Origin of the sequence: Agromyces albus (assembly GCF_004134825.1) — a bacterium.
GTDB lineage: Bacteria > Actinomycetota > Actinomycetes > Actinomycetales > Microbacteriaceae > Agromyces > Agromyces albus.
This window is the reverse complement of record NZ_SDPN01000065.1, coordinates 1-13,584: the sequence shown is the minus strand read 5'-3', so window position 1 is coordinate 13,584 and position 13,584 is coordinate 1. Positions and strand designations below refer to the sequence as shown.

The following is a 13,584-nucleotide window of genomic DNA, read 5'->3' as shown; positions in this document are numbered from 1 at the left end:
GCGGCGCCCTCGGCCTCGACGAGGAGTCGTCCGGCCTCCGCGAGCCGGGTGCGGGCTTCTGCGCCGACGGCGCCGCGCCGCGCGACGAGGTAGTCCTCGGCTGCCTGCACCCGCGCGCGAGCGCTCCCGAGCGAACGGCCGAGCTGCGCCTGGGCGCGGGCCGCTTGCTCGGCGGCATCGCGTATCCCCTGGATCGCGGAGTCGATCTCGGCGTCGGCCTGTTCGAGGCGAGCCTGCAGGGCGATCGGGTCGCGACCCTGCTGCGTGATCGCTGCTCGCAGCGCGGTCGCCTCGGCGGCGATGCGATCTGCGAGCGCCGCGGCCGCCGGGTCGCCGAGGGCGCGTGCAGCCTGCACGTCGCGTTCGAGTTCGGCGACGCCGGCCGCGACGGCCTGGTCGGCCGCGACGAGGTCGGCGGCGAGCCGCTCGACGGCGTCGGTGAGGAGCTTCGCCTGGTCGACGGCCTCCTCTGCCGCGCGGATGCCGACCGCGGCTCGTGCCGGGTCGCCCTCGGTGATCGCGGAGCTCGCTGCGGCGAGCGTCTCTCGGGCGAAGCCCATGCGGGACTCGGCCTGGGCGGGGTTGTCGGCAATGGCGGTGAGCGCCGATGCTGCATACTGCGTCTGAAGCGCTGCGAGTCGCTCCGCTGCCGGGGCGATCGCCGACTCGGCGACCGAGGCGGCGGCCTCGACCCGCTCGAGCTCGGCGGGGGCATTTCGCTCGAGGTCGCGCAATTCGTCGAATCGTTCGGCCTGCTCGTCGAGGAGCGCGTCGGCTTCGCCGGCGAGGCGGATGATGTTGCCGTACCACTCGCGCCGTTCGTCGTCGGTGTCGCGCTCCGCGTCGTCGAGTCGCTGCTGCAGCGTGAAGGCCTCGGCGAGCTTCGCCTTCGCCCCGTCGAGCGCGGAGCGGAAGCCGTCGGTGGCATCCTCGCCGTAGGAGGCGATCGCGAAGCCGAGCTCCTCCTCGCTCGTCTTCACGGCGTCGTCGGCCTGGACGAGGGCGGTGCCGGCCTGCCTCCGCAACTCCTCGACGGAGAGCTGGGGAGCCTGCTCGGCATTCTCCTGCGACGACTGCCGCTTCTTGCGCCGCGAGAGCACGATGGCGACGACCACGACGACGGCCGCGGCGATCACGATGAACCAGAGGAAGCCCCAGCCGCCGCCGGCCCCGCCGGCCCCGCCGGATCCGTCGCGCAGCGCCTCGGCGGCGGCGATCGCCGCGCCCGCCCAGTCCTCATCGCGGAGCTCCGGTTCGATGACCTCGAGGCTGATGCGGTCGAGCTCCTCGGCGGAGAGCGACGCGTCGCTCGCCGCGGACAGGTAGTAGGCACGTCCATCGACCGCGACCGCGAGCAGGTAGTCCTCGGCGCCCATGTTGTTGGCGAGCGCCGTCTCGTCGGCCCAGGCGTCGGCGGCAGCGGGGTTCGTGAACTCGTCGACGTAGGCCACGAAGAGCTGCCTGCCGTTGGCATCGGCGGTCTCGTCGATCGCGGCGACGACCTCGTCGGCCTCACCGCCGAGTGCGCCCACCGTGTCGACGATCGGCGAGGCCGAGCCGAACGAGACCGGATCCTCAGCCCACGCGGTGCCAGGGATGCCGGTGGCGATCGCCGCCCCTGCGATGACGGCCAGGAGAACGGAAGCCTTGCGTACGGACCGCATGCACCAGAGCCTTTCCCCCGTCCGAGACGGACGATTCCGAGTCTATGGGGGAGAGCATCGGGTCGTCCACGACCCGATCGGAGTCCTCACTCCACGGTGAGCGGTGCGAGCGGTGCGATGAGGTACTCGGGGGCGCTCGTGCCGTCCGCGACGAACACCACGACGGCCGTCACGCCGTACGTTCCCGGCGTGAGCGGGGGCAGGTCCGGCGGGAACGCCACAGCGGTTTCCTGAGCGGCGGTGCACGCGACCGCCTCGACGAGCCCATCGAGCTGGATCGATTCGCCGGGTGCGAGCGCGACCGGGATCGTCTCGGGCGACACCGCGCCGTTCGAGTGCCAGACGGTGACGCCGTCGTCGGCGATCGTCATGGCCGGAGCGAGCCGGACCTCACCCGCGACGGTCGCCGGTCCAGGGTTCGTCACCGTGACCCGAGCGCTGCCAGCGCCGCCCGTCGGCACCGCCGCGAGTGGCTCGACGGCCATGGAGAGGCTGCCGCCCGCGGCATCCGTCGCCTCGGCGACCGGGGCGCCGCACGGGTTCACCTTCTCGGGCGGTGCGAGCATCGACTCTGTCGCGTATCCGTCTGCCGACTCCTCACGCGCTTGCATCGGGGATTCGGCGATGCTCGCCGAGTCGGGGTCGGAGCCGGCGGTCGTCGAGAGCAGGCCGGTGCCCTGGAGTCCCATCACGAGGCCGCCCACCGCGAGGAGCGTCGCCGCGGCGCTTCCGGCGCCGATCACGGACGTGCGGCCCGCCCGCCGACGGGCCCGGCTCGCCGTGAGCACCGCGTCGAGGTCGATCGCACGGGGCGCCGCGCCATCCGCCGCGCGCTTGAGCCCGTCTCGAATGCCGTTCGGGTCATCTGCTGACATGGTCGCCTCCCGTTCGCGTCGAGCGTTCGCCCGCCGGATCGATTGCCGAGGAGAGCGCGCGCAGTCCGTCGCTCAGGTAGCGTTTCACCGCACCCGAGCTGATGCCGAGGGACTGTGCGACCTGGTCGACCGTGAGGTCGTCGTAGTAGCGCAGCACGATGCACGCGGCCTGGCGAGGTGCCAGCCCGCGAATGCGCTCGAGCAGGTCGAGTCGCTCGTCGCTCGCGGCATCGGCCGGCTCCACCGAGGTGGGGGCCAGCGTGAGATGCCGTACCTTTCGCCAGGTGCCGTCGCGTCTCGAGCGATCGATCACGGCGTTCAGGATGGCGCGGCGCACGTAGGCCTCGGCCCTCGGCAGGGTGAGGCCGAACCTCGGCGTGCCGAAGGTGCGCACGAGCGCGTCCTGCACGAGGTCGGCGGCGTCGTCGACGCTGCCCGTGAGCAGGTAGGCGTAGCGGCTGAGCGCATCGCCGCGCTCGACGACGAGCTTCGTCGCCACCGCATCCCACGACCGGGCCACGCCGACTCCTCCCGACGGCGGTGAATTCCCCCGTCACCTCTTGAGACGAACGAGCGGCCCGTTTCGTTGGGGGGGAGCGCACGGAACTCGTCGCCGTCAGCGTAGCGCCGTCGTCGTCGCGGGGTCGGAGGCGGCGGCGTACCCGCACCGACGCGAAAAGCCCCGGCCGTTGGCCAGGGCTCTCGTTTCGTGATGTGATTCCGCTCGATCAGCCGAGCTGATCGTGCGTTGTCAGTTGTGCCCCCGGAGGGATTCGAACCCCCGACCTACGGTACCGGAAACCGGCGCTCTATCCCCTGAGCTACGGAGGCGCACAGCTGAAAAGACTACCACTTCGCGGCCGGGTGCCAGACCGCGCAGGGCGCCGCGACGCCGCCGCGACGACGCCCGGCTCAGGTCGCGAGGTCGAGGCGGGCGACCGTGTCGAGCAGCTCTTCCCTCACCTTTCCGGTGAGCAGCAGTTTCGCGCCGTGCAGCACGGGGTCGCTGCCGACGCCCGTCGCCACGACCTCTGGCGACCATCGGCTCAGCCGGCGGATGGCGCGGGCGACGTCGTTCGCGAACGCCTCGCCGCCGATGCTCGCCGTGGGGCCCGCGAGCACCACTCGACCGGGGTCGAGCGTGGCGAGAAGCGGAAGGGCCACGTGCGCGACCCGCTCGGCGAGGTCGGCGAAGACGAGATCGCGCACAGCGCTCGCCTCGGGCGCCGCGAGCGCGGCGCGCGTCGCGTGGTATCCGCCGACGTCGAGACCGTGCGACTTGGCGAGGTGCGCCACCGCCCGGCCGCCGACGAGATCCTGCATGCTCCGCGCCGAGGGATCGGCCGCGTTCGCCTCGGCCGAGAGCGGCAGGAATCCGATCTCGCCTGCGCCGCCGAAGCTGCCGCGGTGCAGGTCGCCGGCGACATCGAACGACGCCCCGATGCCGTTGCCGAGCCAGAGCAGCACGAACACGTCGTTGTCGGCCCCCGCGCCGTACTCGCGCTCGGCGAGCGCGGCGAGGTTCACGTCGTTCTCGATGGCCACGGTGCGGCCGAGCTCGGCCTCGAGGATGGGGCGCAGGCGACGGGCGGGCCAGCCGGGCAACGTCTCGCTGAACAGCTCGCCCGACGGTCCGGGGTCGACGTAGCCCGGAATACCGATGCACACCGAGTGCACGGCGTCGGGGTCGGTGCCGGCGGCGGCGCTGGCTTCGGCGATCGCCCAGGAGACCTCATCGACGGCCGACCGCTCGGTGGCGTCGCGGGGCAGTGGAAGACGCACGATCGGACGGTCTCCGCCGGCCGCGTCGACCACGGTGGCTCGCAACTCGAAGGCGTCGAGGTCGAGCGCGACGCCGAGCGGCCGGTCGGTGCGCGGCGCGTACAGCACGGCCGTGCGGCCGGCGGAACCCGAGGTGCGGCCGTGCTCCTCGATGACCCCGGCGGCGAGGAGCCTCGACATCATCTGCGAGGCGGTCGGCTTCGAGACGCCCACGAGTTCGCAGATGCGGTTCCGCGTGAGCGGTCCGTGGTCGAGCAGCACCGACAGTCCGGCGCGGTCGTTGACCGCCCCGAGCCACGACGGGGTGCCCGTTGCGGAGTTCGACGCCATGTGTCGAACCGCCTCAGGCGTCGGGCAGGTTGCCGAGCACCGCGGTGACGAGCAGTTGCGCGTCGCCCGGCTCGAAGAGCGAGGGCGAGTCGATGACGATCCAGTACGGACCGTGGAAGACCTGGGCCTCGCCGCTGCCGCCGGACTGCAGGAAGTAGCCTTCGACGTCGGGCGGCGTGCCGTAGGTGGGCACGGGCTTGCTGGCGAGCGCCGCCGCATTCTTGCGAGCGTCGAGGGCCGACGGCGGGGGAGTGGCGACGCCGACCTCGATGATCTCGCCGCTCGTCTGGTTCAGCCAGCCGCACGCGGTGCCGGCCTCGTCGACGACTCCCGTGACGCCCGCGGCCGACGGCGCGTACTCGGGGTCGACGCCGAAGTTGGGGTTGAAGTCGTAGACGTTCTGCGGCGTGAGCAACGCGTCGCACTCGATCGCGAAGGGAACCGGCGGCTCGGCCGTCTCGGTGGGCACGGGCTCGGTGGCTGCGGGGGTCTCGGATGCCGGGGGCGCTGCCGTGGCGGTGGGCTGCGGCGCCTCCCCGGTGCATCCGCCGAGGAAGACGACGGATGCCGCTGCGATGATCGCGAGGCCGGCAGGGCGGGTGCGGTGGAGGCGGATCGACGGCGGCATGTCACGAACCCTATCAATCGCGCGGGTAGGATTTGCGGGTGACTCCCGCCGAACTCTCGCGTGCCCTCTTCGACCTCGTGACCGCGCTCATCGAGCGTCGTCGCGCGGCCGGTGCGGAGGTCGCGCTCGAGCTCGCACCCGAGGCGGTCACGCTCGAGCGGCCGAAGCTCCGCGAGCACGGCGACTGGGCGTCGAGCATCGCACTCCGGGTGGCCAAGCCGCTCGGAGCGAACCCGCGCGAGATCGCCACCGAGCTCGCGGCGGGACTCGCCGACGTCCATGGCGTCGCGAGCACCGAGGTGGCCGGCCCCGGTTTCATCAACATCCGCCTCGACGCGGCCGCGGCCGGTGCCCTCGCGAAGACGATCGTCGAAGCCGGCGCGGCATACGGGCACAGCGACACGCTTGCGGGCAGCCGCATCAACCTCGAGTTCGTCTCGGCGAACCCCACCGGGCCGCTGCACATCGGCCACACGCGATGGGCGGCGCTCGGCGACTCGATCGGTCGAGTCCTCCGCGCTGCGGGCGCCGAGGTGGCGAACGAGTACTACATCAACGACGCGGGCAACCAGATGGACACGTTCGGCCTGTCGGTGCTCGCCGCAGCCAAGGGTGAGCCCACTCCCGAGGGCGGCTACCCGGGCAGCTATATCGCCGACCTCGCCACGCGCGTGCTCGAGCGAGTGCCGAACCTGCTCGCACTCGCCGATGACGTCGCCCTGCACACCGCCACCGAGATCGCCTACGAGCTGCAGCTCGGCGAGATCCGCGAGTCCCTCGCACGATTCAACGTGCACTTCGACGTGTGGACGAGCGAACGCCGGCTGCACTCGAAGGGCGACGACGGGCTCTCCGATGTCGACACCGCCGTCGAGCGCCTTCGCGCCCAAGGACACGTCTACGACGACGACGATGCGGTGTGGGTGCGCACGACCGACTTCGGCGACGACAAAGATCGCGTCATCCGCCGCGGCAACGGCATCTACACCTACTTCGCCGCGGATGCCGCGTACTACCTCGACAAGGGCGATCGCGGCTTCGCGCACAAGATCTACCTGCTCGGCGCCGATCACCACGGCTACGTTCACCGCCTGAAGGCGCTCGCTGGCGCCGCCGGCGACGATCCGCAGCGCGACATCGAGGTGCTCATCGGCCAGCTCGTGAGCATCAACGGCGCGAAGCTCTCCAAGCGCGCCGGCAACATCATCGAACTCGACGACCTGCAGGCCTGGCTCGGCACCGACCCGCTGCGCTACACGCTCGCGCGCTACCCGGCCGACTCGCCGCTCACGATCGATCCCGAGATCCTTCGCCGCCGCACGAACGACAATCCCGTCTTCTACGTGCAGTACGCGCACGCTCGCACGTGCGCGGTCGACCGGAATGCGGCATCCGTCGGCCTCGATCGCTCGTCGTTCGCCCCAGAGCTGCTCACCCACGAGACCGAGTCGGCGCTGCTCGGCGCACTGCAGGAGTTCCCGCGCATCGTCGCCCAGGCGGCGGAGTTGCGCGAACCCCATCGTGTCGCGCGCTACATCGAGGAGCTCGCCGGCCTCTACCACCGCTGGTACGACAACTGCCGCGTGCTGCCCCTCGGCGACGAGCCGATCGGCGACCTGCACCGCACCCGGCTCTGGCTCAACGACGCGACGGGCCAGGTGATCCGCAACGGCCTCGAGCTGCTCGGCGTCTCGGCACCCGAGCGGATGTAACGCACCTCGAACACGGGAGCCACGATGGCGGAACGCGACGACGGCCAGCCGACCGAGGTGTTCGCACCGGAGGCAGCGCCCGTCGCCGAGCGCCGCCGCCCGCGCAGGCGTGCCGGGTGCGTCGTCGCGATCGTCGTGTTCCTGGTCGTGGTCGTCGCCCTGCTGGTGGTCGCCGACGTCGTCACGCGCAATATCGCCGAGCAGCGCACCCGCGACCAGATCCAGGCGAGCCTGCCCGCCGGTGTCGAAGGCGAGGTCGACGTGTCGATCGGGGGCTTCTCGATGATCGCGCAGCTCCTCTCGGGCACGATCGACCACGTCGAGCTGAGCGCCCCCGAACTCCTCGTCCAGGGAGCGCCGGTCGACGTCGACGTCGTCGCCGAAGGCGTTCCCCTCGACCTCGCGTCGCCCGTCGCGAACGTCGACGCCACGATCGAGATCGGCCAGGACGCCGTCAACCGGCTCGTCACCGTGCCGGGCGTCGATGGCGGCCTCACGTTCGGCGAGGGCACGATCGGCTACGAGGGCACGACCGACGTGCTCGGCGTCACGGTCGACTACTCGGTCGCCGCGAAGCCGACCGCCGTGGGCGACTCGGTGCTGCTCGAGCCGGTCGACGTCACAGTCGGATCCGGTGGCGCCGCGATCGACGTCTCGGAGCTGGTCACCCGGCTCGTCGGCGACGACCCGCTCGACCTCTGCGTCGCGCAATACCTGCCCGAGGGAGTCGAGGTGTCGAGCATCACGGTCGCGCCGGGCACCGCGCACGTCGAACTCGACGCGCAGTCGATCACGCTCGACCGGGCCAGCCTCGAGCAGACCGGACGCTGCGACTGACGCGACGATCGCGGCGACCCCGATTCGGCCGCTCAACGCGCCCTCGATAGACTCACCCGTGTTCCGCGCGAGCGGAATCGCAGCAGGCTTCAGGAACCAATCCGGGTTCGCTCGCCGCGAGCGACCCGTCGATACGCCCGTCCCGTGAGGTTTCCACCGTGGCTACCACCGCCCCTGTCCCCGGATGGCTCCGCGTGCCCGCCGACGCCAATGCGCTCGCGCCGCTCGTGTGGCCGTCGAGTGCAGTGCGCGACGACGCCGGGCGCATCGTCATCGCGGGCCGTGACGCCGAGTCCCTCGCGGCCGAGTTCGGCACGCCGCTCTACGTCGTCGACGAGACCGACGCCCGGGCTCGCGCGGCGCGCATCCGCACCGCGTTCGAGGCCGCCGCGGCATCCGCCGGCACGACTGTGACGATCTATTACGCGGGCAAGGCGTTCCTCTCGGGCGCGATCGTGCGCTGGGTGACCGACGAGGGGCTCGCGGTCGACGTGTGCACGGGGGGCGAGCTCGCCGTCGCGCTCGCGGCCGGCGCCGATCCCGCACGGCTCGGCTTCCACGGCAATAACAAGTCGCTCGTCGAGATCGACCGGGCGGTCGTCGCCGGCGTCGGCGCGATCATCATCGACAGCGAGATCGAGATCGAGCGGGTCGCGGATGCCGCGGCGCGCGCCGGTCGGGTCCAGCCCGTGCGGCTCCGGGTGAACAGCGGCGTGCACGCCTCGACCCACGAGTTCCTCGCGACCGCGCACGAAGACCAGAAGTTCGGCGTCTCGCTCGAGCGGGCCGTCGAGCTCGGCACGCGCATCCGATCGCACCCCTCGCTCGACTTCCTCGGCCTGCACTGCCACATCGGCTCCCAGATCTTCGACTCAGCGGGGTTCGCCGAGTCGGCCGAACGGCTGCTCGCGGCGCACGCGGAGCTCGCGCGAATCGCTCCCGTGCCCGAGCTGAACCTCGGCGGCGGCTTCGGCATCGCCTACACCTCGGCCGACGAGCCGGCGCCGATCGAGGAGATCGCCCTGGGCATCGCGAACGCGGTCGCCGACGGATGCCGCGCCGCGGGCGTTCCCGTGCCGAAGCTCGCCTTCGAGCCCGGTCGCTCCATCATCGGCCCCGCTGGCATCACCCTCTACTCGGTCGGCACCGTGAAGCCCGTGCCGATCGACGGCGGCACACGCCACTACGTCTCGGTCGACGGCGGCATGAGCGACAACGCCCGCACCGCCCTGTACGGCGCCGACTACTCTGCGCGCATCGCCTCGCGCACGTCGGCCGCAGAGCCCGCGCTCGCGCGCGTCGCCGGCAAGCACTGCGAGTCCGGCGACATCATCGTCGACGCCGAGTACCTTCCGGCGGATGTCGCACCGGGCGACCTGCTCGCCGTCGCCGCGACCGGCGCCTACTGCTGGTCGCTCGCGTCGAACTACAACCACGTGCCGCGGCCCCCTGTGATCGCCGTGCGCGACGGGGTCGCCCGCGTGATCGTGCGCGGGGAGACCGAGGCCGACCTGCTCGCCCGAGACGCGGGCCTCGCGGCATCCGGACACGAGGGCCAGGCCCGCTCCGAAGGGAATCCTGCATGATCGAGTACCGCTCCATCCGCGTCGGCCTGCTCGGGGCGGGATCGGTGGGCTCGCAGGTCGCCCGACTCCTGCTCGAGCACTCCGACGAGCTCGCGCAGCGCAGCGGTGCGCGAATCGAGCTCGTGGGCATCGCCGTGCGCGACCTCGAGGCGAAGCGGGACAGCCCGCTGCCGCGCGAGCTCTTCACGACCGATGCCGAGAGCCTCATCCTCGGCTCCGACATCGTCATCGAGCTCATGGGCGGCATCGAGCCGGCGCGCACGCTCGTGCTGAGCGCGATCGCATCGGGCGCCGACGTCGTCACGGGCAACAAGGCGCTCCTCGCCCTGCACGGGCCCGAGCTCTTCGCGGCGGCCGAGCAGGTCGGCGCGCAGCTCTCCTACGAGGCCGCCGTCGCGGGCGCGATCCCGATCATCCGGCCGTTGCGCGACAGCCTCGCGGGCGATCGGGTCGAACGCATCCTCGGCATCGTCAACGGCACGACGAACTTCATCCTCGACCGCATGGACACGACCGGCGCGAGCCTCGAAGACGCCCTCGCGACCGCCACCGAGCTCGGCTATGCCGAGGCCGACCCCACCGCCGACATCGGCGGCTACGACGCCGCGCAGAAGGCCGCGATCCTCGCGAGCCTCGCCTTCCACACGAGCGTCCCGGTCGAGGCCGTGCACCGCGAGGGCATCACGGGCGTCACCGCCGAGCAGGTCGAGTCGGCCAAGCGCGCGGGCTTCGTCGTGAAGCTCCTCGCGATCTGCGAGCGGCTCGTCGACCCCGAGACGGGCGAGGAGGGCGTGTCGGCACGTGTCTATCCCGCACTCGTGCCCCGGATCCATCCGCTCGCCGCCGTGCACGGGGCGAACAACGCCGTGTTCGTCGAGGCCGCCGCAGCCGGCCCGCTCATGTTCTACGGCGCCGGTGCCGGGGGAGTACAGACCGCCTCGGCGGTGCTCGGCGACCTCGTGGCGATCGCGAGGCGCCACGTCATCGGCGGCCCCGGCACGGCCGAGTCCACGCACGCCGAGATGCCCGTGCTCGACATCGGGCGCATCACGACGCGCTACGCGATCACCCTCGAGGTGGTCGACGAGCCGGGCGTGCTCGCGAAGATCGCGCACGTCTTCGCCGACCACGGAGTGTCGGTCGAGCAGCTCCAGCAGACGGTGAGCGACGACTCCCAGCGGGCTACGCTGGTCATCGGGACGCATGAGGCGAAGGAGTCCGCGCTCGCCGAGACCGTCGCCGCCCTCGCCCAGAGTCCCGTCGTCGCATCCGTGGCATCCGTTCTCCGAGTCGAAGGAACGTAAGTGAACCAGCCCACCCCCAAGGCCAATTCGCGTCAATGGCGCGGCGTGATCCGTGAGTACGCCGATCGCCTCGACGTGACGGATGCCACGCCCGTCGTCACTCTCGGCGAAGGCGGAACCCCGCTCCTGCCGGCCCCGGCGCTCTCGCACCGCACGGGCGCCGACGTGTGGGTGAAGTTCGAGGGCATGAACCCCACCGGCTCCTTCAAGGACCGCGGCATGACCATGGCCGTGACGAAGGCCGTCGAGCGCGGCGCGAAGGTCGTCATCTGCGCGTCGACCGGCAACACCTCGGCCTCGGCCGCGGCGTACGCGACGCACGCGGGCATCTCGGCCGCCGTGCTCGTGCCCGAGGGCAAGATCGCCCTCGGCAAGCTCAGCCAGGCGATCGCGCACAACGCGAACCTCATCCAGGTGCAGGGCAACTTCGACGACTGCCTCGACATCGCACGCGACCTCGCCGAGAACTACCCCGTGCACCTCGTCAACTCGGTCAACAACGACCGCATCGAGGGCCAGAAGACGGCCGCGTTCGAGGTCGTCGAGGTGCTCGGCGACGCGCCCGACTTCCACTTCATCCCCGTCGGCAACGCGGGCAACTACACGGCGTACACGCGCGGCTACCGTGAAGACATCGCCGCAGGCAACGCCACGCGGCTGCCGCGCATGTTCGGCTTCCAGGCAGCCGGCTCAGCGCCGATCGTGCGCGGCGAGGTGGTTCGCGACCCCGACACGATCGCGAGCGCGATCCGCATCGGCAACCCGGCATCGTGGGAGCTCGCCCTCGAGGCACGCGACGAGTCCGACGGCTACTTCGGCGCGATCGACGACGACAAGATCCTCGAGGCGCAGCGCATCCTCTCGGCCGAGGTCGGCATCTTCGTCGAGCCCGCGTCGGCGATCAGCGTCGCGGGCCTCCTCGAGCGCTCGGCCGCCGGCGTCGTACCCGCGGGGGCGCGCGTCGTGCTCACCGTCACCGGCCACGGCCTGAAAGACCCGCAGTGGGCGCTTCGCACGGCCGACGGCTCCGATGTGCAGCCGACGATCGTGCCCGTCGACACCGCGGCCGTCGCTGCAGTGCTCGGACTCGCGTCATGACCAGCGCGGCCGCTGCGCCCGCCGCCGACGTGCGCCCAGACCTCACGGGTCGTCGCGTGCACGTGAAGGTGCCGGCCACGTCGGCCAACCTCGGGCCGGGCTTCGACACGCTGGGCCTCGCACTCGCTCGCTACGACGACCTCGAGGTGTCGGTTCCGACGGCATTGACCGGGCAGGATGGCCCGGGGCTCGACATCGAGGTGCACGGCGTGGGCGCCGGCGAGGTGCCGCTCGACGCGTCGCACCTCGTGGTGCGCGCCATCGCGCACACGTTCGCCCGCGCGGGCGTCGAGCTGCCGCCGCTCAAGCTCGTGGCGCACAACAGCATCCCGCACGGCCGCGGACTCGGATCGTCGGGCGCCGCGATCGTGGCGGGCGTGATCGCCGCGAAGGGGCTCCTCGAGGGCATCGTGGAGTTCGACCCCGACGACTTGCTCGCCCTCGCGACCGAACTCGAAGGGCACCCCGACAACGTCGCGCCGGCGCTCTTCGGCGGGCTCACGATCGCCTGGGTCACTCCCGAGGGGCCGCGACACAAGAAGCTCATGGTGCACCGCGGCGTCTCTCCGCTCGTGCTCGTGCCCGAGCACGAGATGTCGACGGCCCTCGCGCGGTCGCTGCAGCCCGAGTCGGTGCCGCACGAAGACGCGGTGTTCAACGTCTCCCGCTCGGCATTGCTGATCGCGGCCCTCATCCAGAGCCCCGAGCTGCTCCTGCAGGCCACCGAAGACAAGCTGCACCAGCACTACCGCGCACAGGCGATGCCCGAGACCGACCGGCTCATCAGGGCGCTCCGCGCGGCGGGGCATCCTGCGGTCGTCTCGGGAGCCGGCCCCTCGATCCTCGTGCTCGCGAGCGACCCGAGCGCGCGCGCCGAGGCGATCAGGCTCGTCGAGGCGTCGGCCGACACCGTGTGGCAGGCCCTGCCGCTCGCCGTCGACTTCATGGGCGCGACAGTCCAGCCCGCCTAGCGCGCCGTCGCGTGCGGCGACCGCCCAGGGGCATCCGCTCCCGAGAGGCGTGTCGGCTGTCCGGACCACGGATTCGGTGATGCTAGACTGAATCCGCACCCGGCAGGCAACGCATTGTTCGCGTTCCCGGCCGCATCGTGCAATTCCCGGCAATCTATTGCTTTCGCTCTCGCGCACGTCTGCGCCACCGCGCTTCGACATCGCTCGTGCCAGCGATCAGCTCTCCTGGGTCGCAACTCTGCGACAGGGGAAAGGAACATACCCAGTGACCAACGGAACCGACCACGCCGAGAGCGTGGCCAACCGCACCCGCCTGAGCACCCTCAAGGTCCCCGAGCTCCAGGAGCTCGCCCTCACGCTCGGCATCGCGGGTGCTTCGAAGCGCCGAAAAGGAGAACTCGTGGAGTTGATCTCCGCCCACCAGGAGGGGTCGACCGGCGAAGCTCCGCTCGTCGAGCCTGACGAGACGGCGGCTCCCGCCGCCGACGCCGAGTCATCCATCGAAACGCTTTTCGAGACGCCTGCCGAGGCGGAGACCGCCGCGGCGGTCGAGTCCTCGACCATCGTCGAGTCCTTCCGAGGCGAGGCTCCGAGCGAGCAGGCCGAAGACCCGTCGACCAATGGCGCCGACACGACCGAGGGCGCGAGCGAAACGCTCGCCGACGCGGTCACCGTCACCCGTCCTGCACGTCGGCAGCCGCGACGCGCCACGAGCGCGACCACGGCCGCGACGCAGCACGCGAACGGCGGCGACACCGGGCTCAGCCTCGCGCCGGCCGATGTCGACGCCCGCGAGG

General features: G+C 71.6%; 12 protein-coding genes and 1 tRNA gene. 7 read left to right on the top strand and 6 right to left on the bottom strand.

Annotated elements, in window-relative coordinates; all coding sequences use genetic code 11:
• The 6 genes from ESP51_RS19365 to ESP51_RS19340 all read right to left on the bottom strand — a co-directional run.
• Positions 1–1,664 (bottom strand): TPM domain-containing protein (locus ESP51_RS19365; protein WP_164990607.1); only part of this gene is annotated, 1,664 nt, incomplete at its 3' end.
• 86 nt (positions 1,665–1,750) lie between these two features.
• The gene (locus ESP51_RS19360; protein WP_129522506.1) at positions 1,751–2,539 is read right to left on the bottom strand and encodes a hypothetical protein; all 789 of its coding nucleotides are present in this window, start codon (positions 2,537–2,539) and stop codon (positions 1,751–1,753) included.
• Positions 2,526–3,059 (bottom strand): sigma-70 family RNA polymerase sigma factor, encoded by a 534-nt coding sequence (locus ESP51_RS19355; RefSeq protein ID WP_129522505.1) that lies wholly within the window; start codon positions 3,057–3,059, stop codon positions 2,526–2,528. The genes ESP51_RS19360 and ESP51_RS19355 overlap by 14 nt, the downstream gene beginning before the upstream one ends.
• 238 nt (positions 3,060–3,297) lie before the next feature.
• Positions 3,298–3,370, bottom strand: a tRNA-Arg gene (locus tag ESP51_RS19350).
• Between the two features lie 81 nt (positions 3,371–3,451).
• A complete protein-coding gene (locus tag ESP51_RS19345) occupies positions 3,452–4,651 on the bottom strand; it encodes an ROK family transcriptional regulator (RefSeq protein ID WP_129522504.1) in 1,200 nt (399 codons plus the stop codon).
• Positions 4,652–4,664: 13 nt separating this feature from the next.
• A complete protein-coding gene (locus tag ESP51_RS19340; protein ID WP_129522503.1) occupies positions 4,665–5,279 on the bottom strand; it encodes an iron ABC transporter ATP-binding protein in 615 nt (204 codons plus the stop codon).
• Positions 5,280–5,317: 38 nt separating this feature from the next.
• On the opposite strand from ESP51_RS19340, the gene ESP51_RS19335 reads away from it, so the two are divergent.
• The 7 genes from ESP51_RS19335 to ESP51_RS19305 form a co-directional block, all read left to right on the top strand.
• A complete protein-coding gene (locus ESP51_RS19335) occupies positions 5,318–6,991 on the top strand; it encodes an arginine--tRNA ligase (protein ID WP_129522502.1) in 1,674 nt (557 codons plus the stop codon).
• A gap of 24 nt (positions 6,992–7,015) precedes the next feature.
• On the top strand, positions 7,016–7,828 hold the full coding sequence (locus ESP51_RS19330) for an LmeA family phospholipid-binding protein (RefSeq protein WP_129522501.1): 813 nt from the start codon (positions 7,016–7,018) through the stop codon (positions 7,826–7,828).
• A gap of 158 nt (positions 7,829–7,986) precedes the next feature.
• Positions 7,987–9,414 carry a diaminopimelate decarboxylase gene (lysA, locus tag ESP51_RS19325; RefSeq protein ID WP_129522500.1) on the top strand — a complete coding sequence of 476 codons (1,428 nt, stop codon included), beginning with the start codon at positions 7,987–7,989 and terminating at the stop codon, positions 9,412–9,414.
• A complete protein-coding gene (locus tag ESP51_RS19320; RefSeq protein ID WP_129522499.1) occupies positions 9,411–10,718 on the top strand; it encodes a homoserine dehydrogenase in 1,308 nt (435 codons plus the stop codon). Before lysA ends, ESP51_RS19320 begins: the two co-directional genes overlap by 4 nt.
• Positions 10,719–11,816 (top strand): threonine synthase, encoded by a 1,098-nt coding sequence (gene thrC, locus ESP51_RS19315; RefSeq protein WP_129522498.1) that lies wholly within the window; start codon positions 10,719–10,721, stop codon positions 11,814–11,816.
• Positions 11,813–12,787, top strand: a complete 975-nt coding sequence (gene thrB / locus ESP51_RS19310; protein WP_129522497.1) for a homoserine kinase — start codon at positions 11,813–11,815, stop codon at positions 12,785–12,787. Before thrC ends, thrB begins: the two co-directional genes overlap by 4 nt.
• Positions 12,788–13,052: 265 nt before the next feature.
• The coding region (locus ESP51_RS19305) for a Rho termination factor N-terminal domain-containing protein (protein WP_206737369.1) at positions 13,053–13,584 on the top strand (532 nt) is incomplete at its 3' end.